This window comes from Alcanivorax sp. (assembly GCF_019431375.1).
GTDB classification, from domain to species: domain Bacteria; phylum Pseudomonadota; class Gammaproteobacteria; order Pseudomonadales; family Alcanivoracaceae; genus Alcanivorax; species Alcanivorax jadensis_A.
Map to the genome: position 1 here is coordinate 2033861 of NZ_CP080267.1, position 26337 is coordinate 2060197.

Below are 26337 nucleotides of genomic sequence, written 5' to 3' on the forward strand. Positions count from 1 at the left end.
GATGGAAGTACATATTGCCCAGGGGCATAACCCGCCACACAACATTCATGGCATCACCGTGGTGATCGACGTGATCCGGGCGTTCACCACCAGCCATCATGCCTTTCGCAAGGGACTGCGCTGCATCTGGCCAGTGGCCAATGCGGAGCAGGCCTTTGCCCTGCGTGACGAGCACCTGCCCGACGCCCTGCTGGCCGGCGAAGTGGAGGCTCTACCGATCAAGGGATTCGATTTCGGCAACTCCCCCTGGGAAATTGACCAGGCCGATCTGCAGGACCGGGAACTGATCCTGCGCACCACCAACGGCGTGGTGGCCACCCTGAAAGCCCAGGACAGCCAGGAAGTACTGGTGGCCGGGCTGGTCAATGCGGAAGCCACCGCCAACTATCTGCGCGAAAAGAACCCGCCCATCGTGGTGCTGGTGGCCTCACACCCCACCGGTGACGAAGACGTGGCCTGCGCGGAATACATCCGCCACCTGCTGGGCGGCGAAGGCGTCAGCTACGCCGCTGCCCGCGAACGCACCCTGAATGCCAAGGCCGCAAAAAAATTCTACGACGGCAGCCACCCCCGCCTGCGCCCGGAGGATATTGAAGCCGCCGCCACCAGCGAAGGCCCCGGTGCCCTGATCATGCGGGTGCGCTTTGATCCGATTCCTTGCATCACCGCTCACCCGGCTCCCTAGCAGGCTGTTGACCCGGGACGTCAAGATTTCCGTTCTTTTTGATCAATGCGGCACCCACCACGGACTTGCTACTGTTGAAACCAATTCAACAGACAGGACAGCCCCATGATCCAGTGGTCCGAACAACAACAGATGATCCAGAAAATGGTGCGCGATTTCGTGGAAAAAGAAATTGTGCCGCAACTGGATGACATCGAGTACAACGGTGTGCCGCCCTACGACATCCTGCGCAAGCTGATCAAGACCTTCGGCATGGACGTGATGGCCCAGCAGTCTTTTGAAAAACAGCTAGCCCGGGAGAAGGCCATTGCCGCCGGGGAAACCGTGGAAGAGAAGAAAAAGGACGGCCCCTCCGCCATGGCCGGGGAAGAAGCCGCCATGCGCATGATCCCCATCATCGAGATCTGCAAGCATGCCCAGGGGCTGGTGACAGCCATGGGCGTGTCCATGGGCCTGGGTGGTGGTGCCATCATGAGCAAAGGGACCATCGAGCAGAAAGAGCGCTGGGCACTGCCGCTGCTGACCCTGGAAAAAGTGGGCGCCTGGGCGATCTCCGAACCCAACGCCGGCTCCGACGCCTTCGGGCAGATGAAGACCCTGGCCAAACGCGATGGCAATGGCGGCTACATCATCAATGGCAGCAAGACCTGGATCACCAATGGTCCCTATGCGGACACCATCATCCTGATCTGCAAACTGGACGAGGAAGGGGTTCCCGCCGATCAACGCAAGATCGTCTCCTTTATCCTGGATAGCGGCATGGAAGGGCTGGAACAGTCCAAACCCTTCAAGAAGATGGGCATCGGCTCCTCCCCCACCGGCGAGCTGTTCCTCTCCGATGTGAAAGTGGGCGCGGACCGGCTGCTGGGTGGCAGCGAAGACAGCTACGGCCGCAGCGGCGCCAAGGGCACCTTCATGCAGGAGCGCGCCGGCGTGGCCGCCATGGCCCTGGGGATGGTGGAACGGGCGCTGCAACTGAGCACCCAGTACGCCCATGACCGGGTCCAGTTCGGCCGGGCCATTGGCCAGAACCAGCTGATTCAGCTCAAGCTGGCAAAAATGGAAGTGGCCCGTACCAATCTGCAGAACATGGTGTTCCGCTATATCGAGATGACTGCCGCCGGTCAGCAGATGACCCTGGCGGAAGCCTCTGCCATGAAGCTCTATGCCGCCCAGGCCGCCATGGAGGTGGCCACCGAGGCGGTGCAGATCCATGGCGGCTACGGCTACATGCGCGAATCACGGGTGGAACAGCTGATGCGCGACGCCAAGATCCTGCAGATCTACGCCGGCACCGACGAAATGCAGATCATTGCCATTGCCCGGGACTTGCTGGGACGCGTGTAAGCCTTTGACTATAAAGGCCGTAAGCGTTTTGCCAGGCGCAGTGTCAGCATATTGACCATTGCGCCCGGCAGAATGGTTTTTGTGGTCTTCATCACACTCCGGGTTCCGGCATACACTCAACCATTATTCGTAGTGAAGGCTGAGAAATCAGCCTGGGTGGTTGAAATGTTAGTACGCTATAGGGCTGATCGCGCCGCAGTTGCCCTGGTGTTAGCGGTGTTTGCCATTCAACTGGGCCTGTTTTTCCTCAGCGACGGCCTGACAACCTGGCTGGCCATGCTGGCCCTGCTGCCGGTGCAGGTCTCCTGTGGTGCCATCTGCCACAATCATCACCATGTGAATGTGTTCGTGAAAAAGCCGCTGAACCGGCTGTTCGAATGCATCCTCTACCTGCAGACCGGCACCAGCCCATTGAGCTGGACCCTGCACCACAATATCGGCCACCACAAGCATTACCTGGAACCGGACAATGACCCTTCCCCCTGGCAGCAGGCGGATGGTTCGTTGATGCCCCGCTGGCGCTATGTTCTGATCAATACGCTTAAGGTCTACCCGGAAATCCACCGAATCGGCCAGCGCCATCCTCAGCTATACCAGCGCTTCCTGCGCCTGTTGGTACTCGCTAACATGCCGCTGCTGCTGGCACTGCTATACGATCCGCGTAACGCCGTCATTCTTTTCGTCCTGCCCATGGCGGCCATGCTGTTCATGCTGCTGGACAACACCTACGGCCAGCACGCTGGCACCAGTTTCGAGGACCACTACCACGCCTCGCGCAATGTGGAATTGAAGCGCTACAACCTGCCCTCCTGGAACCTGGGCTACCACACCGCTCACCATATGCTGCCCGGGTTGCACTGGAGTCAGTTGCCGGCACTGCATGACACAATCCGCCATCGCATTCCCGAGCACCTGATTACCGACAACATCCTGCTGCAGTGGGAACCCGCTCGTCAGCAACGTGAGGGCCTGCCATCATGATACGTGGCCTGATTGCCTGCCTGATCATGGGCTGCGCCGCCGGTGCCTGGGCGCAAGACTGCTATTACTACTGGGTGCATCAGTGCATCGAAGTGGTCGACGCCAGCCAGCGACAGCTCAAGCAATTCGTGCTGATCTCTCCGGCAGTAAACTACCTGCAGGCTGAAGGCCAGCAATGCAGTGACGCCGTAGCCGAGCGCCAGCAGCCCATCAACGCCGAGCTGCTGGCCCGCTTCAACCAGGCCGCCGAGAAGATCAGCGCCTGCCAGGTCGCTGTCACGGAACTACCTGCCCGGGTCTACGACAAACCCCACCAGGCCACCTGGCACTACAACCGCAGCCGCAAGGCCAGCGCGCAGAAAACCGTGATTCCCCTGGAAGGTTTACCCGTCCTTTAGCGAAGATCATTGCCAATCGCTGCACATCCGGCTGGGTGTGCTATGATCGACGGGCTTTTTCTATCCGGGGCGAATAATGAAAACAATTAAAACTGCCGCGTTACTGATCTGCACCCTACTGCTCGCCAGCTGCCAGAATCTGCAGGGTGAACGGCAAGGGGACTACTACTTCTCTCCCGCTGGCGCCTATATTCTGGATATGAGCATCAACACCTTCCGGGGTGAAGTGGTGCTTGATGAGCGCTGCGACCGGCATGGTGGCTCCACCACCTTCTGGGACGGCAGCGGGCGCCTGTTCCGCGTGGACTATCTGAGCGCGGAAAATCACCCGATGATCCAGGCTCCCCGCTTTGCCTCCGATCTGACCCTGCTCAACCTGACCCTGAACAGTTACCTACGTGAGGTCGTGGCCAAGGCTCCCATGATCACCAGTGCGGAAGCCTCCTACCGGGAATTCCTGGAAGACGCCGATCCCCGCGCCCTGTTCGCCATTATCGGCATCAATGTGGATGCCGCCCAGGTGAAAGACAGCGAAGCGGAAAGTGGCACTTATTACTACGGCTTCATGCTGTTCAAGCGTGGCGACCGCATCTATGTGCTGCAACACCGCCAGCCGGTACTGATGCCTGAAAAGATGAAGGCAGTGCTGCTGAATCTGGCCGACGGCATGGAAATCCCCGGCCGCGTCCGCGATGACACGGACCTGGAAAAACTGCGCCGCCTGCTGAAGAAAATGGCCCCCGGCGGCACCGATGGCGACCCGGTCCGACTGTGCGAACCGGCCTGAGAACATTAGCAAGTTGGAAGTTGCAACGAGCAACAGGCTTGGTGTGTACTGGATAGGCAGAACCCCGCGCTTCGTGACAATGGCGCGGGTCCTATGCACTTCGGGAAACAGCACCCAAAACTGAATTTTGGGGTTTTCGCTGTTAACTATTAACTATTAACTATTAACTGCTGTTATGACTTCCCTGACCACACAGAGCTGCGACGCATGCCGGGCTGACGCACCCCGGGTAACCGATCAGGAGCGCCAGGAACTGCACCCCCAGATTCCCGACTGGATTCTGGTGGAGGAAGACGGCATCGAGAAACTGCAACGCGCTTTCTCGTTCGACAACTTTACCGAGGCCCTCGCCTTTACCAATCAGGTAGCCGATCTGGCGGAAGACGAAGGCCATCATCCGGCCATTCTCACCGAGTACGGCAAGGTCACCGTCACCTGGTGGACCCACAAGATTGGCGGCCTGCACCGCAATGACTTTATCTGCGCCGCCAAGACCGACGCGCTGCTCTAAGCACAAGTTACGCTTTTGGATAGGAGCGGCGTAAAAAGCTCCCGACGTTCTCTTCAACTTTGACGTCAATATCGCGGGCAAGGCGCCATTCGGTTGGCACTGCCTCGTCCGCGTTGCAGCTTGAAACTTGTAGCTTGCAGCTCTTTTTGACCAATTCCTCCACCGCCATGATCAAAACGGCTTGCGGCAACAACCGCCGCCTTTGCTAGCATTCTTCGTAACTGAAGGAGAAACAGCATGGCCCTTTCCGAACAACAGAAAACCCTGATCAAAGCCGCCAGTGACAAGACCTTTCCGTTTGTGGAGCGCTGCGGGGTGAAAACCCTGGATGTGGAGCGGGGCTACTGCAAGATGATGATGCCCCTTGAGCCAAATCTTAACCACGTGGGCATCATGTATGCGGGTGCTCTCTACACCATCGCCGAACTGCCCGGCGGAGTGATCTACCTGACCTCCTTCGACACCAAACGCTTCTACCCCATCGTCAAGGATATGGCGATCCGTTTCCGCCGCCCGGCCACCACGGATGTCACCGTGGAAATCACCGTCAGTGAAGAGGAAATTGCGCGCATCGAAAGCACCACCGAAGAGGCAGGCAAGTGCGACTTCGAGTGGGATGTGGAACTGAAAGACGCCAATGGAGAGGTGGTTGCCCTCTCCCATAACGTGTACCAGATGCGCAAGATCGGCGGGTGAGTTGAGTTGCAAGTTTAAAGTTGAAAGTTACAAGGCGCGGGCAAGGGCAATGCCGCACGGCGAAGAGCTTCCCCGCGGCCCATTCCCCCGTCACCAGTAGACGCGGTCACTCCGACGTAAGGGCGAGACCACATGGTCCGCGTTGCGACTTTTAACTTGCAACTTTCAACTGCTTATTCCGCCTGCTCACAGAACCCGTTCGGGCCCATATTGACGGTGGTCGAGCATTGCCATTCCAGGCCACGCAGCCCGCCTTCCACCGGCCAGGTGGTCAGCTCATGGCCTTCCAGGCGACCAGCCAGTTCCAGCTTCAGCATACCTTCGCGGAGCATGTAGGCCCGCTTGATCCGCTGATCCACCACCTGCTCCGGGGCAATGCCCATATCGTTCAGGCTGCCCGGCCACTTGCCGCTGGACAGGTAGTACTCGCTGATCTGCATGCGTAGTACCGACACGGTACTGAATGCCTGTGCCAGCGCGGATCGGTCCCGGCTGGTGCTGAACAGCTCCCAGGTTTTCGGATCGATACCCGGTGGCGGCTCGTCCTGATGCTGCGGACGACTTGCCTGCGACTTCTCGGGAATCGGCACACGCCGGGCCAGGGTATCGATATCCGCCTCATAACGGGCCCGTAGCGTGCAACGCGAACCGCTCCAGCGACGCCCCTGCAAACTGGGTTTTTCTTCCTGCAACTGACTCAGGTAGGCATCCCGGAGCAGGGACTCAGAGCGGTCCTGCTCCTTGTAAGCCTGCAGCCGCTGCTGATAATCATCGGTGGCGGCAATGACACTGAACAAGCTGGTATGCAGCTCCTCGGTCATCATCTGCAGGGCCCGGTCACAGACCTGCTGCTCACTTTCCCCCTCCCCGGCCCGCTCCACCTTGGCCAGCGCCAATGACATGGCCGCTGCCGATGCTCCCCACACCAGCAACAGGACCGCTATTACAGTACGCATTCCCTTCCCCCCTTTTTAAGCCTCAAGCTACAAGCTACAACGCGCTTGAATGTTTTATCTGTTTTGAACGCAAGGCGCCGCGCCCAATCCCCCGGCGCGGCGCCTGCGACGTAAGACCAGACAAACCCCGGATTCGCGTTGTAGCTTGCAGCTTGAGGCTTGTAGCTTTGTTATTTCCTGCTGAATTCCTGCACCGCCTCGATAAAGACACCCGCATGGGCGGGATCCACCTGGGGCGTAATACCATGCCCCAGATTGAAAATATGCCCCGGGTGGTCGCCGAAATCTTCCAGAATCCGTTTCACTTCCGCACGGATGGCATCCGGGGACGCGTACAGCACCGCCGGGTCCATATTGCCCTGCAGGGCAACCTTGTTACCGACGCGACGGCGGGCTTCGCCAATATTGATGGTCCAGTCCAGGCCCAGGGCGTCACAGCCGGTCGCCGCCATGGACTCCAGCCACAGCCCACCGTTCTTGGTGAACAGGATCACCGGCACCTTGCGGCCTTCGTGATCGCGAATCAGACCGTCAACGATCTGCTGCATGTATTTCAGGGAAAACTGCTGGTAGGCCTCGGCGGACAGGGCGCCGCCCCAGGTATCAAAGATCTGTACCGCCTGGGCGCCATGGCGAATCTGGGCATTCAGATACGAAGTCACCGACTGGGCCAGCTTGTCCAACAGGGCATGGGCCAGCTCCGGCTGGCTGTACACCATGGCCTTGAGGTGGCGAAAGTCCTTGCTGGAACCGCCCTCCACCATATAGGTCGCCAGTGTCCAGGGGCTGCCGGAAAAGCCGATCAGGGGCACCCGGCCATTGAGTGCGCCGCGAATGGTGCTGACCGCCTTCATTACATAACCCAAGTCACTTTCCGCATCCGGGATCGGCAACGCCGCCACGTCTGCTTCGCTGCGCACTACCTTGCGGAATTTCGGTCCTTCACCGGTCTCGAAATACAGCCCCAGCCCCATGGCATCGGGAATGGTGAGAATATCCGAGAACAGAATGGCCGCATCCAGCGGGTAACGCTCCAGCGGCTGCAGGGTCACCTCGCAGGCAAGGTCCGCATTCTGACACAGGTCCATGAACGAGCCGGCATGCTCGCGACTGGCCCGGTATTCCGGCAAATAGCGCCCGGCCTGGCGCATCATCCACACCGGCGTCTGATCCACAGACTCACGGTTAAGGGCACGGAGAAAACGGTCGTTTTGTAGAGGAGCGAAGGTCATGAGTGATCCTTTGGGTCTGACGCCGCAGATCTGTGGACGGCGCCCTGAAACAATCGGCAATAGTCGGCAACTTTACCCTATTCAGCCCATTGTGCGCATAACAAAAGGGCCCGCATTGCGGGCCCTCCGTGTCACACTTTCGGCTTTCTTACACGTCCAGATAATCGAGAATACCCTTGGCCGCTTCACGCCCTTCCCAGATGGCGGTCACCACCAGGTCGGAGCCGCGCACCATGTCACCGCCAGCAAAGATCTTCTCGTTGCTGGTCTGGAACGGGAATTCCTGTTCTTCCGCAGCCTGCACGCGACCGGAATCGTCCGTAGCCACATTCTGGGGCTCGAACCAGTCCGCCGGGCTGGGACGGAAGCCGAAGGCCACAATCACCGCATCCGCCGGCAGAATTTCCTCACTGCCCGGAATCGGCTCGGGGCGACGACGGCCATTGTTGTCTGGCTCGCCCAGCTTGGTTTCCACCACTTTCACGCCGGTGACCTTGCCGTCTTCTCCCACCACTTCGATGGGCTGACGGTTGAACAGGAACTGCACGCCTTCTTCCTTGGCGTTGGCCACTTCCTTACGGGAACCGGGCATGTTCTCTTCGTCGCGGCGGTAGGCGCAGACCACGCTGTCCGCCTGCTGGCGAATGGAGGTGCGGTTACAGTCCATGGCGGTGTCACCACCACCCAGCACCACAACACGCTTGCCCTTCATATCGATGAAGTCGGCCGGATCCTTCTCGAAGCCCAGGTTGCGGTTGGCATTGGCCACCAGGAACGGCAGCGCTTCGTGCACGCCTTCCAGGTCTTCACCGGGGAACCCACCTTTCATGTAGGTGTAAGTGCCCATGCCCATGAAGACGGCGTCGTAGTCGGCCAGCAGCTCATCAATGGTGATGTCCTTGCCCACTTCCACGCCCAGGCGGAATTCTATGCCCATACCTTCAAACACTTCACGGCGCTTGGCCATGACCGGTTTTTCCAGCTTGAACTCGGGGATACCGAAGGTCAGCAGACCACCGATTTCCTCGTAACGGTCGAATACCACCGGCTTCACGCCGCTGCGCACCAGCACGTCAGCACAGCCGATGCCGGCGGGGCCGGCACCGATCACAGCGACTTTCTTGTCGGTCCACACCACCTTGGACATGTCCGGGCGCCAGCCCATGGCCAGGGCGGTGTCGGTGATGTATTTCTCGGTGGCACCGATGGTGACCGCACCGAAACCGTCGTTCAGGGTACAGGCCCCTTCACAGAGACGGTCCTGCGGGCACACACGACCACAAACTTCCGGCAGGGAGTTGGTCTGGTGACTCAGCTCCACCGCTTCCATCAGGTTGCCTTCACTGATCAGCTTCAACCAGTTGGGGATGTAGTTGTGGACCGGGCACTTCCATTCGCAGTACGGGTTGCCGCAGTGCAGGCAACGGTGTGCCTGGTGCTCCACTTCCCGGGTTTCGTACGGGTAGTAGATTTCCTCGTACTTGTGCTTGCGGTCGTCAATGTCCTTTTTCTTCGGATCGTGCCGGGGCACGTCGAGAAACTGGAAGTTATTGCTCAAACGTTCAGCCATGGTCTCCCCCGTTATGCCGGATTGGCACGCGTGCTCTTGAGCAGGTTTTCCAGGCTTGCGGCCTTGGGCTTAACCAGCCAGAACTTGCGGCTCATGGCATCAAAGTTATCCAGAATGTACTGGCCCCATTCGCTGCCGGTCTCTTGCACGTAATCGGAGATCACGCCACGCAGGTGACTGCGATGAGACTCGGTGGCTTCGGAGCTGATGCGATGCAGTTCGATCAGCTCCGGGTTGATGCGGTCGAAGAAGTCGTTGTCCTCGTCCAGTACAAAGGCGAAACCACCGGTCATGCCAGCACCAAAGTTATGCCCGGTGCGACCCAGCACGGTGATGGAACCGCCGGTCATGTACTCACAACAGTGATCGCCAGCGCCTTCCACTACGGCGTGAGCGCCGGAGTTACGCACCCCGAAACGCTCACCGGCGGTACCGGCCGCCAGCAGCTTGCCACCGGTGGCACCGTACAGACAGGTGTTACCAATGATGGCAGTCTCCTGACTCTTGAACGGACTGCCATTGGGCGGACGGATAACCAGCTTGCCGCCGGCCATGCCCTTGCCCACGTAATCGTTGGCATCGCCTTCGATGTACATGTGCAGACCACCGGCGTTGAACACGCCGAAGCTCTGCCCGGCGGTACCGGTGAAGCGCACCTTGATCGGCGCAGTTTCCATATCCAGGTTGCCGTGGCGCTTGGCAATCTCACCGGACACCCGGGCACCCACGGAGCGATCACAGTTGGTGATCTCGTAGTGGAAAGAACCGCCAGACTTACTGTCGACGGCGGCAAGCATGTCTTCCACCATCTTCTGGTTCAGCACCGCCTTGTCGAACGGCTCGTTACGGCTCACCTGACAATGGGTGGGCTTGTCCGCCGGCACTAGGTCGTTGCGCAGGATCGGGGTCAGATCCAGCTTGCCCTGACGCACGGTCTCGCCTTCCAGCACTTTCAGCAGGTCGGTACGACCGATCAGCTCGGGAATGCTCTTCACGCCCAGCAGCGCCAGCAGCTCACGCACTTCCTTGGCCACAAAGGTGAAGTAGTTGATCAGCAGCTCAGGGGCACCAATGAAGTGCTCCTTGCGCAGATCGTCACGCTGGGTGGCCACGCCGGTGGCGCAGTTGTTCAGGTGACAAATACGCAGGTACTTACAGCCCAGCACCACCATGGGCACGGTACCGAAACCGAAGGACTCGGCACCGAGGATGGCCGCCTTGATCACGTCCAGACCGGTCTTCAGGCCACCATCCGTCTGCAGGCGGATCTTGTCGCGCAGATCGTTGCCACGCAGGGCCTGGTGGGCTTCCGCGAGACCCAACTCCCAGGGGGAGCCGGCATAGCGGATGGAGGTCAGCGGGCTGGCCGCGGTACCGCCGTCGTAACCGGAAATGGTGATCAGGTCCGCGTAGGCCTTGGCCACACCGGAGGCCACGGTACCCACACCGGGCTCGGACACCAGCTTCACGGACACCTGGGCGTCCGGATTGACCTGCTTGAGGTCGAAGATCAGCTGGGCCAGATCCTCAATGGAGTAGATGTCGTGGTGCGGAGGCGGTGAAATCAGGGTCACACCAGGTACGGAGTGACGCAGACGAGCAATCAGCGCATTCACCTTGCCACCCGGCAGCTGGCCACCCTCACCGGGCTTGGCACCCTGGGCCACCTTGATCTGCAGCACTTCAGCATTGACCAGGTAATGCGGGGTCACGCCGAAACGGCCGGAGGCGATCTGCTTGATCTTGGAGACACGCTCGGTACCGTAACGGGCCGGATCTTCACCACCCTCACCGGAGTTGGAGCGACCGCCCAGACGATTCATGGCGGTGGCGATAGCCTCGTGAGCCTCTGGGCTCAGGGCACCGAGGGACATGCCTGCGGAGTCGAAGCGCAGCAGGATGTTCTCCAGCGGCTCCACCTCTTCCACATCAATGGCGTCCACGTCATCGCGCAGGGCAAAGAGATCACGCAAGGTGGCCACCGGGCGCTTGTTCACCAGCTCGGCGTATTCCTTGTAGGCATCGTAGTCACCGTCCTGGGTGGCCCGGTGCAGGGCGTAGATCACGTCCGGATTGAAGGCGTGATATTCCTTGCCGTGGATGTACTTGAGAATGCCGCCGGCATCGATGGGCTTGCGCTGTTTCCAGGCATCCTTGGCCAGGCTCTGCTGGTCCGCCTCGAAATCCTCGAAGCTGGCACCCTGGATACGGCTGGGCACGCCGCGGAAACACAGGTCCACCACATCACTGGCGATACCCACCGCTTCAAACAGCTGGGCACCACGATAGGAGGTGATGGTGGAGATCCCCATCTTGGAGAGGATCTTCATCAGGCCCTTGTTGATGCCCTTGCGGAAGTTCTTCTGCAATTCCACCGCATCACCAAGCAGCTCGCCGGAGCGCACCATGTCGGAGATCACGTCGTAGGCCAGGTACGGGTAGACGGCCGTCGCGCCGAAACCGAACAGCACCGCGAAGTGATGGGAGTCACGGGCAGTGGCCGTTTCCACAATGATGTTGGCGTCAGAACGTAGACCTTTTTCGGTCAGGTAATGATGCACCGCGCCAGTGGCCATCAGGGCGTGGATGGTGAGCTTGTCCTGGGCAATACCATGGTCGGTGAGCACCAGGATCACCTTGCCATCGCGGACCGCCTGGGCGGCCTGCTCGCAAAGATTTTCCACTGCCTGGCGCAGACCAATCTGCGGATCGTAATGCAGGCTCAGCTTGGCCACATCATACCCGGGACGATCGATCTTCATCAGGTTGGTGAACTTGGAATGGGACAGTACCGGGGTAGACAGAATCGCCCGGTCGGCGTGGTCCGCCGTTTCCTCGAACACATTCCGTTCGGCACCCACACAGGTTTCCAGGCTCATCACGATCGCTTCACGCAGCGGATCGATGGGCGGGTTGGTCACCTGGGCGAACTGCTGACGGAAGTAGTCATACAGGGAGCGCTCGCGACGGGACAGCACCGCCATGGGGGTGTCATCGCCCATGGAGCCGGTGGCTTCCTGGCCGGATTCTGCCAGCGGACGCAGCACCTGATCACGCTCTTCAAAGCTGATCTGGAAGAATTTCTGGTAGCTGAGCAGGTCCTGCTGATCCACCTCGTCGGTACGCTCCACTTCGTGGTCGTAGTCCGCTTCGATGCGCAGGGCATTGCCTTTCAGCCAGTCCCGGTAGGGGTGACGCACCTTGAGACGGTTGTCGATGTCCTTGGTGTGCAGCACTTCACCGGTTTCGGTATCAATGGCCAGGATCTGGCCCGGTCCGACCCGACCCTTGGCCACCACGTCTTCCGGCTTGTAACCGTACACGCCGATTTCCGAGGCCAGGGTAATAAAGCCGTTTTTGGTCACTACCCAACGGGCCGGGCGCAGACCGTTACGGTCAAGCATACAGACGGCGTAACGACCGTCGGTCATCACCAGGCCAGCAGGTCCGTCCCAGGGCTCCATGTGCATGGAGTTATATTCGTAGAAAGCCCGCAGATCGGAATCCATGGTTTCCACGTTCTGCCAGGCCGGCGGGATCATCATGCGCACGGCGCGGAACAGATCCATGCCGCCAGCCAGCAGCACTTCCAGCATGTTATCCATGCTGGAGGAGTCGGAACCGGTACGATTGACCAGCGGGCTCAGCTCTTCCAGACCGGGCAACAGTTCATTTTCGAACTTGTTTTCCCGGGCCAGCGCCCAGTTACGGTTCCCTTGCACGGTGTTGATCTCACCGTTATGGGCCAGGTAACGGAACGGCTGGGCCAGCGGCCACTGCGGCAGGGTGTTGGTGGAGAAGCGCTGGTGGAACACCACGATGGCGGTCTCCATGGCGCTGTCACCCAGGTCCGGGAAGAATGCCGGCAGGTCCACCGGCATCATCAGACCCTTGTAGGAAATCACCGAGGCAGACAGGGAGCAGACGTAGAAGTAGCCATCGCTCTCCACTGCCTTCTCCGCATGACGACGGGCAAAGAACAGGCGACGGTTAAGCTCCTGCTCGGTGTTGCCGTCAGCCGCCACCAGCACCTGCCAGAAGCCGGGCAGGGAGGCACGAGCCAGATCACCGAGACAGGCGTCGTCGGTGGGCACTTCCCGCCAGCCCAGCACCTGCACATCCTGCGCTTCCAGGGCCGCATTGATGGCAGCTTTCTGCTGTTCGGCCTGGTCGGCATCCGGGTGGGTAAAGATCATCCCCACGCCGTAATTGTCCGGCAGACTAATGGATTGGGCTTCCGCGACCTTGCGGAAGAAAGAATCGGGTTTCTTGAGCAACAGACCGCAGCCATCACCGGTTTTTCCATCGGCATTAATGCCGCCCCGGTGAGTCATACATGTCAGTGCTTCGATGGCCGTTTGCAAAAGCTCGTGGCTGGCGTTGCCCTCCATATGGGCAATCAAACCAAAACCACAGTTGTCCCGGAATTCTCCGGGCTCAGTGAGCCCCCGCACCAGCGTTGAGTTCTGCTGCATCAAAACCTTTCCTCTTGAAATTCAGAGACTTACAGAAGGCGAATGGCGTCAGGATAGTGGTGACGGCAAAAAAGGGATATGCATTCTACACATTGCGCCCTCGGGCGACAAATTGAACAGTCGCCCGAGGGGTATTTTTCTTTTCAAAGCTCGCCGCGAATGTCGGCCATCTTGCGGGGAAATGGCCCTGCTGAGCGCAACTTTGCAGGCAACGTCGACTTTGCATCCAATGCTGCCTGGCGGCTGGAATAGTCCCCGGACAGCACCAGATAGACCGCTTTTCCGTTACGCTCGGCCCGATAATAGGCCCCCTTGCGCTCCAGCTGGTCCAACACTCCGCGTGCGTTGGCCTCCTGGCTGGTAACCGTAATCTGCAAAAACCAGCGACTGTCATCCAGGGTCGCCAGCCAATCTTCCTGCTGATAGCCCAGCTCCGCATCCAGGCCGCTGAGGGCCGGCTCGCTGGCGGGCAGTGTATCCGGCTCCTCGGGGGAATTTTGCGCAGGCGATTCTTGCGGCGTTTGCGCTTCCTGTTGGGTCTCTTCGGCAGAGACACTCGCAGACTCCTGCGCCACACGAAGCTCCTGCTCCTGTCTGGCCGGGGCAGACTGCATAACCGGATCCGTTACCGGCGCCAGGGACACACTGGTGGATTCGTTATCAACTTGGGGATCCGTCTTTGCAGCCTGACGCTCCGGAAGGTCCTCCAATCTCGCCACCGGCTCCATGGAAGATGCCAACGGGCGCGCAGGCGCATCTTCACCGGCGGAACCTGCATCCGACTTAGCGCCGGATTGCTCGGGAACCGGCAGGGCAAGCTGACGAGACTCTCCCTGCCCAGCCTCGTCACCACCCCCACCGGAGAAAACCGACCAGACAATAACCACGACAACCAGCAGTCCAACAACCGCCGCCACGTGACGCCATGGCGGGGTCACCACGGCACGGCGATTCTGCTCTTCATCCTGATAGTCCTCGTCATCAGCATCGACACTATCCTCATCCACTGCCGAGGAAGAAAGCTGCAGCTCGTCCTGGGAATTATCATCAGCGGGACGGGATGCAAAAACGGCAGCAGGCTCGCCCCCCTCATCCTCATCCTCCGGAGAAGCGGACAGCATCATCGGCGCACCGACATCCTGGCTACCAAGCACCTCCATAAGGCGGGCAATATTGCCATCACTATCATGACGCAAGCGGTCTGCCTGGTTCTCATCAAGCTCCAGCCCGAGCACAAACCAGGCAAAATCCTGAATGTCGTCGGCAACCAGCGAGGGCAGATCAAGCACGTCATCCAGGGCCAGATCCGCTCCCTTCAGCTTTTCCACCGTGCCTGGCAAACCGCCAAACAAATACCCCAGGCGGGCACCCAGCTTCTGCTTCAGGGCAGCCATGGTAACGATAGCTTCATCCAGCAGATCTTCGCTGTTATCCACCACCACCAGTATGCGACCGTCAGTCAGGGTTTCCCGAAGCTTTTCCGGAAGGGCAACCCGATCGATGTCGAAATGCCGCAGCAAGGCCTCAACGACCACATTGGCATTATGCTCGGCAGCGCCATCAATCCGGACAATCTCCATGTCGCCAAGCAACGCCATCACCGTGTGGCCGAGCAAGGTGGACACCCCGCTACCGCTATCGCCTTCCAGCGCCACCACGGAGCCCAGGCCGGCATGGGCAGTCAATGCATCCAGATAATCGCCACGGGATGCACCACTGAAAAAACGGTCATCATCATGTTCCACAAAAAGCCTCCAGCGTCTGGCGCAATGCCACCGCATCGTAGTCTGCAGTGACCACAGCCTCACCCAGCTGTCGCAGCAACACAAGACGAAGCTGGCCATTCTGTACTTTCTTGTCCAGCGCCATCAGATCCATGAACTGATCCGGACTCATCCCCGGGGGAGTCGTGACCGGCAATTGCCACTTCGCCAGCACATCTGCAAGACCGGGCTCCAGCGCCGCATCCAGCCAGCCAAGCCTGGCTGACATATGCGCAGCCATCAGCATTCCGACCGCAACCGCCTCACCATGAAGCCACTGGCTATAGCCCGTGGCCGTCTCTATCGCATGGCCGAAGGTGTGACCCAGATTAAGCAGGGCGCGATTGCCCTGCTCGGTTTCGTCATCCGCCACCACCTGCGCCTTGTTCGCGCAACTGCGATAGATGGCTTCAGACAACGCCTCTGTGTCTCTGGACAACAGTTTTTCGTTGTTGGTTTCCAGCCAATGGTAAAAATCCGGATCGCGAATCAGGCCATACTTGATCACTTCCGCATAACCTGCCGCCAGTTCGCGCTGCGGGAGAGTGCTCAGCACGTCCGTATCTATCAGCACCAGCCGCGGCTGGTGAAACGCACCGATCATGTTCTTGCCACGGGGATGATTAACGGCGGTCTTGCCACCCACGGAGGAATCCACCTGGGCCAGCAGCGTGGTCGGCACCTGGATAAAATCCACCCCTCGCTGATAACAGGCGGCAGCGAAGCCGACCATGTCGCCAATCACGCCGCCACCCAAAGCGATAAGCGTAGTCGTTCGCGAGTGGCGCTTGGCCATCAGGGCATCAAAAATGCTTTCCAGAGTCTCCAGCGTCTTGAACTTCTCCCCATCTGGAAGAACCAGAGTATCGCACTGGGCTGCGGAGAAATGCCGGGTCAGACGCTCCAGATACAGCGGGGCGATGGTCTCATTGGTAATGATCATGACCTGATTGCCACGCACCTGCTCGGCAATAGGAAAGGTGTCGAGTAGACCGGCACCGATATGGATCGGGTAACTACGCTCGGCCAGGGCCACCTGAAGTGTTCGCATTGGATCTCCGTTGAATAACACCGCATGCAACATGGAAGACTGGCACCCTGAGGGGATCATGCCGTCAATTGCGGGGGTTACATTATCCTTGCCGGTGAGACGCCAAACAAGCCAACACGTCATCCGCAACCTTTTTCAGGTTGCCGGAAGCGGTAGACACCACATGATGGGACACCTGCCGGTACAGCGGATCGCGTTCGGCGAACAGCGTTTCCAGCCTGGCCCGCGGGTCCGCAGTTTGCAGCAGGGGCCGGTTCTTGTCATTACGAGTACGGGCGAGCTGAACGTCGACGGGAGTCCACAAATAGACCACACAACCACGCTCATGAAGAAGGTCACGGTTCTCCGGTGTCACCACAACGCCGCCGCCAGTCGCCAGAACAATGCCATCCTGACGGGTAAGCTCATCGATTGCTTCGTGTTCGCGGCGCCGGAAACCGGCTTCACCCTCCATATCGAAGATCCACGGGATATCTGCCCCCGTCTTTTCCTCAATAATCCGGTCAGAATCGAAGAAGGGATAATCCAGTATCTGGGAAAGGTGGCGGCCCAGGGTGCTTTTTCCAGCACCCATGGGGCCGACCAGTATCAGAGAGGGGTTAGTCGTCTTGGTCACCGATTCGCCAAAGCATCCTTCATCAACCGTGGCGTAATGAAAATCAGCAACTCCTGCTTGTTATCACGCTTCACGGTCTTCTTGAACAGATTGCCAATCCACGGCAAGTCACCCAGGAAAGGCGTCTTGGTCACGGAGTTGACCTTTTCCTGCTGGAAGATACCACCAAGCACCACTGTCTCGCCATCACTCACCAAAACAGAGGTTTCTACACGATTGGTATTGATAGCCGTTGTACCGGAAGGATCAAATGAATCGTTGTTCACTTTCAAATCCATGATGATATTACCATCAGGGGTGATATGGGGAGTCACTTGCAAGCTCAATTCAGCTTCGACAAATTCAATCGCGGTAGCACCAGAAGCCGTAGCAGTTTCGAAAGGCACCTGCTGGCCGGAAGCAATGATAGCAGGCTGCTGATCCGCTGTGAGAACCTTTGGTGTGGCCACCAGCTCACCATGCCCCTCAGCCTCCAACGCAGAAAGCTCAAGCTCAATCAACCCTGAAGCCAGGGACGTGAAACCAATCGCGAACCGTGAGGCATCGGCGGAATCCACGCCCAGATCGACAATCAGATCATCGTCACCCTCAGGCTCCTGGAACGTGAAATCGTCCGGACCGAAATCCACATCATCAGGATCGATCCCAGGTGTTGCCTGAAAAACTGTTGAGTCAACATTCGACTGATGAAGGTTTCTCAGAGATTGAAGCCGACCAGAGACCCCAAAAGTGCGCTTATCTTGCAGCATGGACTCAGCATCAAAACCCAGCCCGCCCCAGCGAACACCAAATTCATCTGCAACATTGTTGCTCGCAACTACGACTCGCGCTTCAATCAGTACCTGACGAACCGGCACATCCAGCGTATCGATCAGATCGCGGATTTCCTGAAGCTTGGCCTGGGTGTCCTGAATAATGAGCGTGTTAGTACGCTGATCCACAACAACCGAGCCTCGATTGGAAACCAACGCATCGCCTTCCCCTCCAGCATTACTTATGAGCTCTTTCATATCAGAGGCGTTGGCATAATTAATGCTGATGTACTCTGTGCGAAGAGGAGCAAGGGCTTCAATTTTTTTCTGGCTTTCCAGCTCAAGCTGTTCTCGCGCGGCAATTTCATCAGCCGGAGCCACCAGCAACACATTGCCGACCTGACGCTTATCCAGCCCCTTGGTTTTGAGAATCAGTTCCAACGCCTGATCCCATGGCACATTCTGGAGGCGCAGGGTAATACGCCCATTCACAGTATCCGAAGCAACCAGATTCAAACCGGTAAAATCAGCAATCAACTGGAGCACTGCACGAACTTCAATATCCTGGAAGTTCAGGGACAGTTTCTCCCCCGTATAAGCAAAGTCTTCTTTCTTTTGACGCTCTGCTTCCGCGCGAGTCAATGGCTTCACATTGATACTAAATTCGTTATCTGCCTGATACGCGAGGTACTCCCAGGTTCCTGTAGGCTCAACAACCACTAAAACACTGTCATCGTTGGATCTCGTGTCCACCATTTTCACCGGCGTGGCAAAATCCGTGACATCCAGCTTCCTTATCAGATCATTGGATATACCGGCACCCACAAACTTCGCAACGATCTTTCCGCCCTCTTCCTGCACATCCACAGGAATCGAAGCCTTTGACAAACCGATAACAATACGGCCTTCTCCCGCATCTCCACGACGGAAATCAATACTCTTGATAGAGGCATCCCCCTCAGCCTCATAATCGCCCTTTGCAACCGAACTCTGCTGCTCCTTCCCGAGCATCACAATCAGACTACTGCCCTCGACTCTAGTGGAATATCCTGTGAGCGATTCAAGATTGAAAATCAAGCGGGTGCGGTCCTTGGCCTCGACAATGGTCACACTCCGGGCATTTCCCGTACCAAGATTCTGCTGCTTACCAGCAACATCACTGTCAGCACCGATAAGGTCAAGGGCAATTCTGGCGGGCTTTTCAATACTGTAGCCCTTGGCCTCCGGAACCCCTCCCTCGAAATTCAGACGCACTTCCATGCCATCGCCGGACAAGGAGTTGGCCTCTATGGATTTCAGAGTGTCCGCCCCCGCAAAAGAAGCAGACAGCGACAGGAGCCCACATAGCAGTAATCCCGAAAAGCGCCGGGAAGCATTCTTTGTTGTTGTCAGTGTTGCAATATTCATAACTGGATCCCCAGCGACTGTTATTCGGAAATAGTGACGTTACTGGACCGCTCTACCCAACCGTCACGCCCATCTGGCACAATTTCCACAAGACTCACCTTGGCATCTGTCACTTCTTTGACGCGGCCAAAATTCTTCCCCATATAGCTACCCGGCTTTACCCGCGTCACCGCTCCGGACGGATCTGATATCAAGGCCTCAAGCGTCCCGCCTGGCCGACTAATTGTCCCTACCATATTCAGAGCATCTAGAGGGAAGCGCTCAAGATATTCCTTCGGGCGGCCAATATCCGGCTCCACTTTCCTGCCATCGGTTACCGCTATCAGCTCCTGCTCCATTGGAGCAACAAACGGCGAACGGAGCTGATGACTCGCATAAGCATAGGTAGCGATCGGCTTGAATTCCGGTGGCGGCTCAATTCGACCCCGAGGCCTTGCCTTGATTTCTTGCAGCCGAGCATCCAGCTCACCCAGATTGGCGCCGGAGCCACAACCTGCAAGACTGAACACAAAGACCGCAACCAGAGGAAACGCAGCATACCTGTTACAAGACATCATCTGCCCTCCCTATTTGCGACCAGAGGCCGGTTTATTATTCGGAGAAACACCGCCCTGACTGGAATAACGATAGGTCTTTGCAGTGATGTTCATTTTCAGCAGCCCCAAAGCCTTCAACTCTTTCTCATTATCCTTGGGCCAGGCAACAACGAAGTCATGAAGCGTAACAATTCGCGGCAAAGCAGCTACACCGGAAACGAACGACCCGAAACCGTGATAATCCCCAATCACCTTGATATCGATGGGGAGCTCGGCATAAAACTCCTTTTCCACTTCGCTCTTAAGCTCGATTTCCTCGAATTCCAAGCCGCTACCCAAACCGGTATGAGTGATATCCTCAAGCAGACCCGGGACTTCGGTATCTTTAGGCAACTGCTTCAACAGAGCCCCGAAAGTCTGCTCCATCTCGGCAAGCTGCGCACGAAACTGATCAAGATTGTGAGCTTCAAATGCTTTCTTCTCATAGCTTTGAAGGAGCGTTTTTTCCTCTCCACGCTGCTGCTCAAGAGAAGCATTCAAGTCCTTTATCACGAAAAAATAACCCAACACCAGAACAAGCGCCAAAACGATGACGGCAGCGCCAAGTTTAATCGGTGCCGGCCAGCCGCCCACATTCTCAAAATCGAGACTGTTCAGTTCGTCAATCAGCTCTCGCAAATCCATGTTTTTCAGCTCAGAGGCTTTCATTGTTTTTCTTCCTCATTCTTGCTGGCGGGTGAAGACTGCTTCAGATTGAGCGTAAACTTGTTGGCTTGGGAGCCATCTTCCAGAGCCGTTACATTTTGCAGCGTTGCGTCTTTGAACCACTGTGACTGATCAAAATTCCGCATCAGACGGGAAATACGGTTATTGGATTCAGCAATCCCGTTGATCGTGTAAACGTCGCCCTTGCGCTCCACTTTTGAGTAATAGACACCGTCGGGCAGTGTTCTGACCAACTGATCGAACACATACACGATCGTCGGCCTGTTGCCCTGCAAACTCTGGATGACCTCCATTCTTGCAATCAGCTCATCACGCCGAGTCTTGATTTCGTTGATCTCCTTGATCTTCTCATCAAGCTCAGCCGCTTTTGTTTGAATATGGCTGTTGCGGGCGCGTTGATCCGCAATCTGCTGGTCAACTACGGTTTTCCAACCGAAGAACAACACCACGCCCAGAACCGCTGCCATTACCAGAAGAACGATGAACTCCTGCTGCTGGCGCTTGCGGCGCTCCTCCCGCCAGGGCAGCAGATTGATTGTTGTTGTCATTGTTCAAAGCTCCTCAATGCCAAACCGCACGCGATCATCAGTGCTGGCGCATCATTGGCAATGGCAGACGCAGCCACCTTGTTTGCTAGCGCCATGTCACTGAACGGGTTGGCCACGGAACAGCTGGCACCCACTTTTTCCTGTACCAGCTCAGCCAGATCCTGGATGGAAGCCGACCCCCCTGCCAGCAGGATATAGTCCACCTCATTGAACTGGGTGGAGCCGTAGAAAAATTGCAGAGACCGATTAACCTGCTGAACGACTGCATCCTTGAAGGGCTGAAGCACTTCTGCCTCATAATCATCCGGCAGCTCACCGGTTTTCTTGGCCAGGCCGGCCTCTTCCATGGAAATACCGTAACGCCGCTGAATCTCTTCGGTCAGTTGCTTGCCACCAAACAACTGTTCACGGGTATAGACACTGCGACCCTGATGGAAGACGTTTAACGTGGTCATGGTGGCACCGATATCGAAGACAGCCACGGTCTCCAGTTCCTCGGCGTTGGGCAGACCCGGCAACACCAGCTGGAAGGCCCGCTCCATGGCATAGGCTTCCACATCCACCGCCTTGGCCTGCAATCCACCAATTTCCAGGGCGTCGGTTCGCATTTCCACGTTTTCCGTCCGCGAAGCGGCAACAAGCACTTCCACGCGATCGTCATTGCCCTCAACCGCACCCATGACCTGAAAGTCCATGCGCACTTCATCCAGCGGGAAGGGGATGTACTGATCCGCCTCCACCTTCAGCTGACTCTCCATCTCGTCTTCGCTGAGAGAGGCATCCATTTCAATCAGCTTGGTGATCACGGCGGAGCCGGACACGGCCACAGCCGCAGTCTTTACGCCAGGACGGGCACGGCTGACCAGACGGGCAATTGCATCCCCGACACCCTCCACGTCACTGATGTTTTTTTCGACAACCGCATTGGCCGGCAGGGGCTCAACCCCGTAGCTTTCGACCTTGTAGCGGTTCCCCGATTTGGACAGCTCGAGCAGCTTCACGGCCGTGGAGCTGATGTCGATCCCCAGTAGTGTCTGGGCCTTTTTTCTGAGGAAAGGCAGCACTGTTGTCGTCCCGTCTGGTTATTATTAAAGTGTTTTTTCTTGATAAAGATACACTTACACGTTTTTTATGTCGAATCACTTTAGGTGTAGTAATAGCAGAACAGATATTAGATCACAACAACCTTTCCACCATATAATGACCCACTTCACGGGCCCGCTAGGCCTTTCTACCGATCCCAGCCAGTAGTTGTCGAAAACATGCGCTTACCCTCCTGGACCCGATACCTGCTCCTTCTCCTGATTGCCGGCACCGGTGGCGGACTATCCATTCTGGCCGCCAGCTACCTCTATCTGGCCCCGCAACTGCCCCCTGCCAGCCAGATTCGCGAGGTGGAATACCAGATTCCCCTTCGTATTTACAGTAGCGATATAAAACTTATTGCTGAGTATGGGGAAAAACGCCGACAACCGGTAGCCTACGACGAATTGCCGGAAACCCTGGTCCAGGCCGTACTGGCCGCCGAGGATGAACGATTTTTCAGACACAATGGCGTTGACCTCAAGGGCCTGGTGCGGGCCGCCGTGGAGCTGGCCCGCTACCGGGAAATCCGCTCCGGTGGCTCCACCATCACCATGCAGGTGGCGCGCAACTTCTTTCTCAGCCGGGACCAGCGCTTCCTGCGCAAATTCAACGAGATTGTTCTCGCCATCCAGATCGAGCGGGTGCTCAGCAAGGAAGAGATCCTCGAGCTATACCTCAACAAAATCTATCTGGGCCACCGGGCCTATGGAGCAGAAGCCGCCGCCCAAGTCTACTACGGCAAATCCGTGGGGGAGCTCAATATCGCCCAACAGGCCATGATCGCAGGGTTACCCAAGGCTCCCTCCGCCTACAACCCGATCACCAACCCGGAGCGGGCACGGGTAAGGCGCAACTGGATCCTGTTCCGCATGGAAGAAACCGGCGCCCTCACCCCCGAAGAACGCGAGGCGGCCCAGGCAGAGCCGGTCAGCGCCCGCTTCCATGCCGCTCAGCCAGAGGTGGATGCCGCTTATGTGGGCGAGATGGTCCGCTTGCAAGCCGCCAAGCTGGTGGAGCAGGACATCTTCACCGACGGCATTCGCATCATCACCACCATCGACAGCAAACGCCAGACAGCGGCCGTCAAGGCACTGCGGTCCGGCCTGCACAGCTACGACGAACGCCATGGTTATCGCGGCCCGGTAGCACAGAAAGATGTCAGTGCGGCCCCGGCATTGCCAGCTATAGAGATCACTGACAGCGAACAACCGCCCGCCGAAGAGAGCGAACTGCCTGCTCAGGCAGAAAAAGCAGAAATCGAGAAGACCATAACCGGGCTGGACCCGAAGGTCGCCAGCTGGGTCAATATCATCCGCGACCAGCAACGAATCGGCCCCCTGCAACCGGTCATCGTTACCCGCGTGGGCGAACAGGATGCGGACATCCTGTTCCGTGATGGCAAGCGCGCCCGGCTGGCCTGGGATGATATTCGCTGGGCCCGCCCCCAGCTCAACAACAAGTATGTCGGCGAAGAGCCCCAGCAGGCAGGTGATGTGCTGACCCGGGGCGACATCGTCCGCGTCCGCCCAGTGGGTCCCGACAACAGTCGCCGCTGGCGCCTGGCCCAACTGCCCAAGGCACAATCGGCCCTGATCTCTCTGGACCCGGCCAATGGGGCAGTGGTCGCCATGCAGGGCGGCTACAGCTTCTCTGCGTCGAACTTCAACCGGGCCGTACAAAGCGAGCGACAGGCCGGCTCCGTGTTCAAACCCTTCATCTATACCTCGGCCATGGAAAACGGCTTCACTCCCGCCTCCATCATCAACGATGCGCCCGTGGTGTTCGATGACGACAAGCTGGAAACTGCCTGGCGACCCACCGGTGCCAGCGGCAAGTTCTACGGCCCCACCCGCATGCGCGAAGCCCTGTATCGCTCGTTGAACCTGGTCTCCATTCGCATCCTTCGGCAGATCGGCATCAGCCAGGCCATGGACACCCTCAAGCGCTTCGGGCTACCTGCCGATAATTTTCAGCGAGACCTGTCCTTGGCGCTGGGCAGCGCCAGCGTCACCCCGATGGATATTGCCAACGCCTATAGCGTGTTCGCCAACGGCGGCTACCGGGTTACCCCCTGGGCCATACAGCGCATTGAAAATGCCGATGGAGACATCCTCTGGCAGGCACCGGAGGTCATTTTGTGTGAGCCTCCCTGCCTGCCACCACTCACACTGGAAGACGATATCTCCGAGCTGGAATCTCCATCGGAAGCATCAGACCAGGGCGACAAAAACAGTGACGACAAGCCAGCCACACCGATACAGCCGGAACCGGTCATGGCGCCCAGGGTGCTGGACCCGCGCATTGCCTGGCTGATGAATTCCATGCTGCAGGATGTAATCCGGGTAGGCACCGGCAGCAAGGCCCGTGCTCTGGGCCGCGATGACCTGGCCGGCAAGACCGGCACCACCAACGACCAGGTGGATGCCTGGTTCTCCGGCTATTCTCCGGACCTGGTGGCCACTGTCTGGGTGGGCTTCGACAACCCGGCCAACCTGGGCTGGGGCGAATATGGCGGCAAGGCCGCCCTGCCAATCTGGATCGATTACATGGGCCCGGCCCTGCAAGGGGTTCCCGAAAGACAGTTGGAGCAACCCTCCGGCATCGCCACCGTGCGCATTGATCCCGACAGCGGCCTGCTCGCGCGCCCGGACAACGCCAATGCCATCCGCGAATATTTTATTGAGGATCAGGTGCCGGAACTGGAACCACAACGCGGCCCCGGCGGCGGCAATAGTGCACCAGAACAGATCTTCTGATTAATACTGGCGCGCCAGACTTTCTCTGGCGCTTGCCCACCCATAAAAAAACCGCCGAAAGGCGGTTTTTTTATGGGTGGCTTCTCTCCCCTACAACTCAGGGAAAATCTCATCCAGCGAGTTCAGCGGATAATGAGAAGGGTATCCCTTGCGAGCCACACCACAATCCACCGCCGCACGGGCTACCGCTGAGGACACACGGCCCAGCAGACGAGGATCATTAGGCTTGGGAATGATGTAATCGGCACCAAAGGTAAGCGGCTCACCGCCGTAGGCGTCGAGCACTTCCTGAGGCGGCGCTTCGCGCACCAGCTCGGCAATGGCGTGCACCGCAGCGATCTTCATTTCCTCGGTGATTGAGGTGGAGCGCACGTCCAGAGCACCACGGAACATGTACGGGAAACACAGCACATTGTTCACCTGGTTGGGAAAATCGGAACGCCCGGTAGCCACAATCGCATCCGGGCGCGCCGCCTTGGCCACCTCCGGGCGAATTTCCGGATCCGGATTCGCCAGGGCAAAAATGATCGGCCGGGGCGCCATCTTCTTGACCATTTCCGGAGTCAGCATGTCCGGGCCGGACACACCGATAAACACATCCGCATCTTCCACCGCATCGTTCAAAGTGCGCTTGTCGGTGTCGTTGGCCAACGCCGCCTTGTACTGGTTGAGATCGTCGCGACGGCTGTGAATCACGCCCTTGCGATCCAGCACCAGGATATTTTCCTTGCGTGCACCCATCTCGATCAGCAGTCGCACCGATGCCACGCCAGCGGCGCCAGCACCCACACAGACCACCTTGATATCTTCGATGCGCTTTTTCTGGATTTCCAGCGCATTGATCAGACCCGCCCCCACCACAATAGCGGTACCGTGCTGGTCATCATGAAACACCGGCACATCGCACTGCTCTTTGAGGATACGCTCGATCTCGAAACACTCCGGTGCCCGGATATCCTCCAGGTTAATGCCACCAAAGGTGCGATGAATACGAACCACCGTGTCAATAAAAGCCTGGGAATCTTCCGCGTCCACCTCGATATCGAATACATCAATACCGGCAAACAGCTTGAACAGAATCCCCTTGCCTTCCATCACCGGCTTGGACGCCAGCGCGCCCAGATTGCCCAGACCAAGAATGGCGGTGCCATCACTGATCACGGCCACCAGGTTGCCCTTGGCAGTAAAGCGGTAGGCCAGCTCAGGCTCGCGGGCGATTTCACGCACCGGCTCCGCCACGCCCGGACTGTAAGCCAGGCTCAGATCACGGCTGGTTGCCGCCGGCTTGGTCACCTCAACGCTGATTTTCCCTGGCCGCGGTTTGGCGTGGTATTCCAGGGCCGCCGTTCTCAAATCCTCAGACATGCTGGTCTCCGCTGGTCCCTAAGTCGGGCTAAACTGTCAGGCTAAACACTGTGTACGCAAGTTCTCAAAGCAAAAAGCACCCCGCAGGGTGCT

General features: G+C 58.1%; 22 protein-coding genes. 8 read left to right on the forward strand and 14 right to left on the reverse strand.

Features of this window, described 5'->3' with window-relative positions; all coding sequences use genetic code 11:
- Position 1: 1 nt before the first annotated feature.
- From KZ772_RS09415 to KZ772_RS09440, 6 genes are all read left to right on the forward strand, one after another.
- A complete protein-coding gene (locus KZ772_RS09415) occupies positions 2-685 on the forward strand; it encodes a 2-phosphosulfolactate phosphatase (RefSeq protein WP_290536337.1) in 684 nt (227 codons plus the stop codon).
- 105 nt (positions 686-790) lie between these two features.
- Positions 791-2032, forward strand: coding sequence for an acyl-CoA dehydrogenase family protein (locus tag KZ772_RS09420; protein WP_290536338.1), 1242 nt, complete (start codon positions 791-793; stop codon positions 2030-2032).
- Positions 2033-2197: 165 nt separating this feature from the next.
- Entirely contained in the window at positions 2198-3013 is an 816-nt protein-coding gene (locus KZ772_RS09425) for a fatty acid desaturase (protein WP_290536339.1), read from the forward strand.
- On the forward strand, positions 3010-3411 hold the full coding sequence (locus KZ772_RS09430) for a hypothetical protein (protein ID WP_290536340.1): 402 nt from the start codon (positions 3010-3012) through the stop codon (positions 3409-3411). The genes KZ772_RS09425 and KZ772_RS09430 overlap by 4 nt, the downstream gene beginning before the upstream one ends.
- A 76-nt stretch (positions 3412-3487) precedes the next feature.
- Positions 3488-4198 (forward strand): hypothetical protein, encoded by a 711-nt coding sequence (locus KZ772_RS09435; protein WP_290536341.1) that lies wholly within the window; start codon positions 3488-3490, stop codon positions 4196-4198.
- 175 nt (positions 4199-4373) lie between these two features.
- The gene (locus tag KZ772_RS09440; RefSeq protein ID WP_290536342.1) at positions 4374-4709 is read left to right on the forward strand and encodes a 4a-hydroxytetrahydrobiopterin dehydratase; all 336 of its coding nucleotides are present in this window, start codon (positions 4374-4376) and stop codon (positions 4707-4709) included.
- Between the two features lie 7 nt (positions 4710-4716).
- Here the strand turns inward: KZ772_RS09440 and KZ772_RS09445 are convergent, their stop codons facing one another.
- Positions 4717-4899, reverse strand: a complete 183-nt coding sequence (locus KZ772_RS09445; RefSeq protein WP_290536343.1) for a hypothetical protein — start codon at positions 4897-4899, stop codon at positions 4717-4719.
- 47 nt (positions 4900-4946) lie between these two features.
- On the opposite strand from KZ772_RS09445, the gene KZ772_RS09450 reads away from it, so the two are divergent.
- Positions 4947-5405: a YiiD C-terminal domain-containing protein gene (locus KZ772_RS09450; protein WP_290536344.1), complete on the forward strand. Its 459-nt coding sequence runs from the start codon at positions 4947-4949 to the stop codon at positions 5403-5405.
- Between the two features lie 173 nt (positions 5406-5578).
- Here the strand turns inward: KZ772_RS09450 and KZ772_RS09455 are convergent, their stop codons facing one another.
- The 12 genes from KZ772_RS09455 to KZ772_RS09510 all read right to left on the reverse strand — a co-directional run bounded on the left by KZ772_RS09455 (position 5579) and on the right by KZ772_RS09510 (position 22101).
- Positions 5579-6361 carry a hypothetical protein gene (locus tag KZ772_RS09455; RefSeq protein WP_290536345.1) on the reverse strand — a complete coding sequence of 261 codons (783 nt, stop codon included), beginning with the start codon at positions 6359-6361 and terminating at the stop codon, positions 5579-5581.
- Positions 6362-6531: 170 nt separating this feature from the next.
- On the reverse strand, positions 6532-7593 hold the full coding sequence (gene hemE, locus KZ772_RS09460; protein WP_290536346.1) for a uroporphyrinogen decarboxylase: 1062 nt from the start codon (positions 7591-7593) through the stop codon (positions 6532-6534).
- Between the two features lie 148 nt (positions 7594-7741).
- The gene (locus KZ772_RS09465) at positions 7742-9163 is read right to left on the reverse strand and encodes an FAD-dependent oxidoreductase (RefSeq protein WP_290536347.1); all 1422 of its coding nucleotides are present in this window, start codon (positions 9161-9163) and stop codon (positions 7742-7744) included.
- An 11-nt stretch (positions 9164-9174) separates the two neighbouring features.
- Positions 9175-13638, reverse strand: a complete 4464-nt coding sequence (gene gltB, locus KZ772_RS09470) for a glutamate synthase large subunit (RefSeq protein ID WP_290536348.1) — start codon at positions 13636-13638, stop codon at positions 9175-9177.
- 143 nt (positions 13639-13781) lie between these two features.
- Positions 13782-15383, reverse strand: a complete 1602-nt coding sequence (locus KZ772_RS09475) for an SPOR domain-containing protein (protein WP_290536349.1) — start codon at positions 15381-15383, stop codon at positions 13782-13784.
- Positions 15373-16452, reverse strand: coding sequence for a 3-dehydroquinate synthase (aroB, locus tag KZ772_RS09480; protein ID WP_290536350.1), 1080 nt, complete (start codon positions 16450-16452; stop codon positions 15373-15375). Before aroB ends, KZ772_RS09475 begins: the two co-directional genes overlap by 11 nt.
- Before the next feature lie 82 nt (positions 16453-16534).
- Entirely contained in the window at positions 16535-17068 is a 534-nt protein-coding gene (aroK, locus tag KZ772_RS09485) for a shikimate kinase AroK (RefSeq protein WP_290536351.1), read from the reverse strand.
- The gene (locus KZ772_RS09490) at positions 17065-19227 is read right to left on the reverse strand and encodes a type IV pilus secretin PilQ family protein (RefSeq protein ID WP_290536352.1); all 2163 of its coding nucleotides are present in this window, start codon (positions 19225-19227) and stop codon (positions 17065-17067) included. The genes aroK and KZ772_RS09490 overlap by 4 nt, the downstream gene beginning before the upstream one ends.
- 20 nt (positions 19228-19247) lie before the next feature.
- Positions 19248-19784 (reverse strand): pilus assembly protein PilP, encoded by a 537-nt coding sequence (locus KZ772_RS09495; RefSeq protein WP_290536353.1) that lies wholly within the window; start codon positions 19782-19784, stop codon positions 19248-19250.
- A 9-nt stretch (positions 19785-19793) separates the two neighbouring features.
- Positions 19794-20471 (reverse strand): type 4a pilus biogenesis protein PilO, encoded by a 678-nt coding sequence (locus KZ772_RS09500; protein WP_290536354.1) that lies wholly within the window; start codon positions 20469-20471, stop codon positions 19794-19796.
- Positions 20468-21037 carry a PilN domain-containing protein gene (locus KZ772_RS09505; RefSeq protein ID WP_290536355.1) on the reverse strand — a complete coding sequence of 190 codons (570 nt, stop codon included), beginning with the start codon at positions 21035-21037 and terminating at the stop codon, positions 20468-20470. The genes KZ772_RS09500 and KZ772_RS09505 overlap by 4 nt, the downstream gene beginning before the upstream one ends.
- Positions 21034-22101, reverse strand: a complete 1068-nt coding sequence (locus KZ772_RS09510) for a pilus assembly protein PilM (protein WP_290536356.1) — start codon at positions 22099-22101, stop codon at positions 21034-21036. The genes KZ772_RS09505 and KZ772_RS09510 overlap by 4 nt, the downstream gene beginning before the upstream one ends.
- Positions 22102-22299: 198 nt before the next feature.
- Here KZ772_RS09510 and KZ772_RS09515 point away from each other — a divergent pair, with 198 nt between their 5' ends.
- Positions 22300-24879 (forward strand): penicillin-binding protein 1A, encoded by a 2580-nt coding sequence (locus KZ772_RS09515; protein ID WP_290536357.1) that lies wholly within the window; start codon positions 22300-22302, stop codon positions 24877-24879.
- 90 nt (positions 24880-24969) lie between these two features.
- Here KZ772_RS09515 and KZ772_RS09520 read toward each other — a convergent pair whose 3' ends face one another.
- Positions 24970-26244 (reverse strand): malic enzyme-like NAD(P)-binding protein, encoded by a 1275-nt coding sequence (locus KZ772_RS09520; protein WP_290536358.1) that lies wholly within the window; start codon positions 26242-26244, stop codon positions 24970-24972.
- Positions 26245-26337: the final 93 nt, after the last annotated feature.

Coding starts and splice junctions, on each gene's coding strand:
- KZ772_RS09415 (WP_290536337.1), top strand. CDS start 2: ATGGAAGTACATATTGCCCAGGGGCATAACCCGCCACACAACATTCAT.
- KZ772_RS09420 (WP_290536338.1), top strand. CDS start 791: ATGATCCAGTGGTCCGAACAACAACAGATGATCCAGAAAATGGTGCGC.
- KZ772_RS09425 (WP_290536339.1), top strand. CDS start 2,198: ATGTTAGTACGCTATAGGGCTGATCGCGCCGCAGTTGCCCTGGTGTTA.
- KZ772_RS09430 (WP_290536340.1), top strand. CDS start 3,010: ATGATACGTGGCCTGATTGCCTGCCTGATCATGGGCTGCGCCGCCGGT.
- KZ772_RS09435 (WP_290536341.1), top strand. CDS start 3,488: ATGAAAACAATTAAAACTGCCGCGTTACTGATCTGCACCCTACTGCTC.
- KZ772_RS09440 (WP_290536342.1), top strand. CDS start 4,374: ATGACTTCCCTGACCACACAGAGCTGCGACGCATGCCGGGCTGACGCA.
- KZ772_RS09450 (WP_290536344.1), top strand. CDS start 4,947: ATGGCCCTTTCCGAACAACAGAAAACCCTGATCAAAGCCGCCAGTGAC.
- KZ772_RS09455 (WP_290536345.1), bottom strand. CDS start 6,361: ATGCGTACTGTAATAGCGGTCCTGTTGCTGGTGTGGGGAGCATCGGCA.
- hemE (WP_290536346.1), bottom strand. CDS start 7,593: ATGACCTTCGCTCCTCTACAAAACGACCGTTTTCTCCGTGCCCTTAAC.
- KZ772_RS09465 (WP_290536347.1), bottom strand. CDS start 9,163: ATGGCTGAACGTTTGAGCAATAACTTCCAGTTTCTCGACGTGCCCCGG.
- gltB (WP_290536348.1), bottom strand. CDS start 13,638: ATGCAGCAGAACTCAACGCTGGTGCGGGGGCTCACTGAGCCCGGAGAA.
- aroB (WP_290536350.1), bottom strand. CDS start 16,452: ATGCGAACACTTCAGGTGGCCCTGGCCGAGCGTAGTTACCCGATCCAT.
- KZ772_RS09490 (WP_290536352.1), bottom strand. CDS start 19,227: ATGAATATTGCAACACTGACAACAACAAAGAATGCTTCCCGGCGCTTT.
- KZ772_RS09495 (WP_290536353.1), bottom strand. CDS start 19,784: ATGATGTCTTGTAACAGGTATGCTGCGTTTCCTCTGGTTGCGGTCTTT.
- KZ772_RS09500 (WP_290536354.1), bottom strand. CDS start 20,471: ATGAAAGCCTCTGAGCTGAAAAACATGGATTTGCGAGAGCTGATTGAC.
- KZ772_RS09505 (WP_290536355.1), bottom strand. CDS start 21,037: ATGACAACAACAATCAATCTGCTGCCCTGGCGGGAGGAGCGCCGCAAG.
- KZ772_RS09515 (WP_290536357.1), top strand. CDS start 22,300: ATGCGCTTACCCTCCTGGACCCGATACCTGCTCCTTCTCCTGATTGCC.
- KZ772_RS09520 (WP_290536358.1), bottom strand. CDS start 26,244: ATGTCTGAGGATTTGAGAACGGCGGCCCTGGAATACCACGCCAAACCG.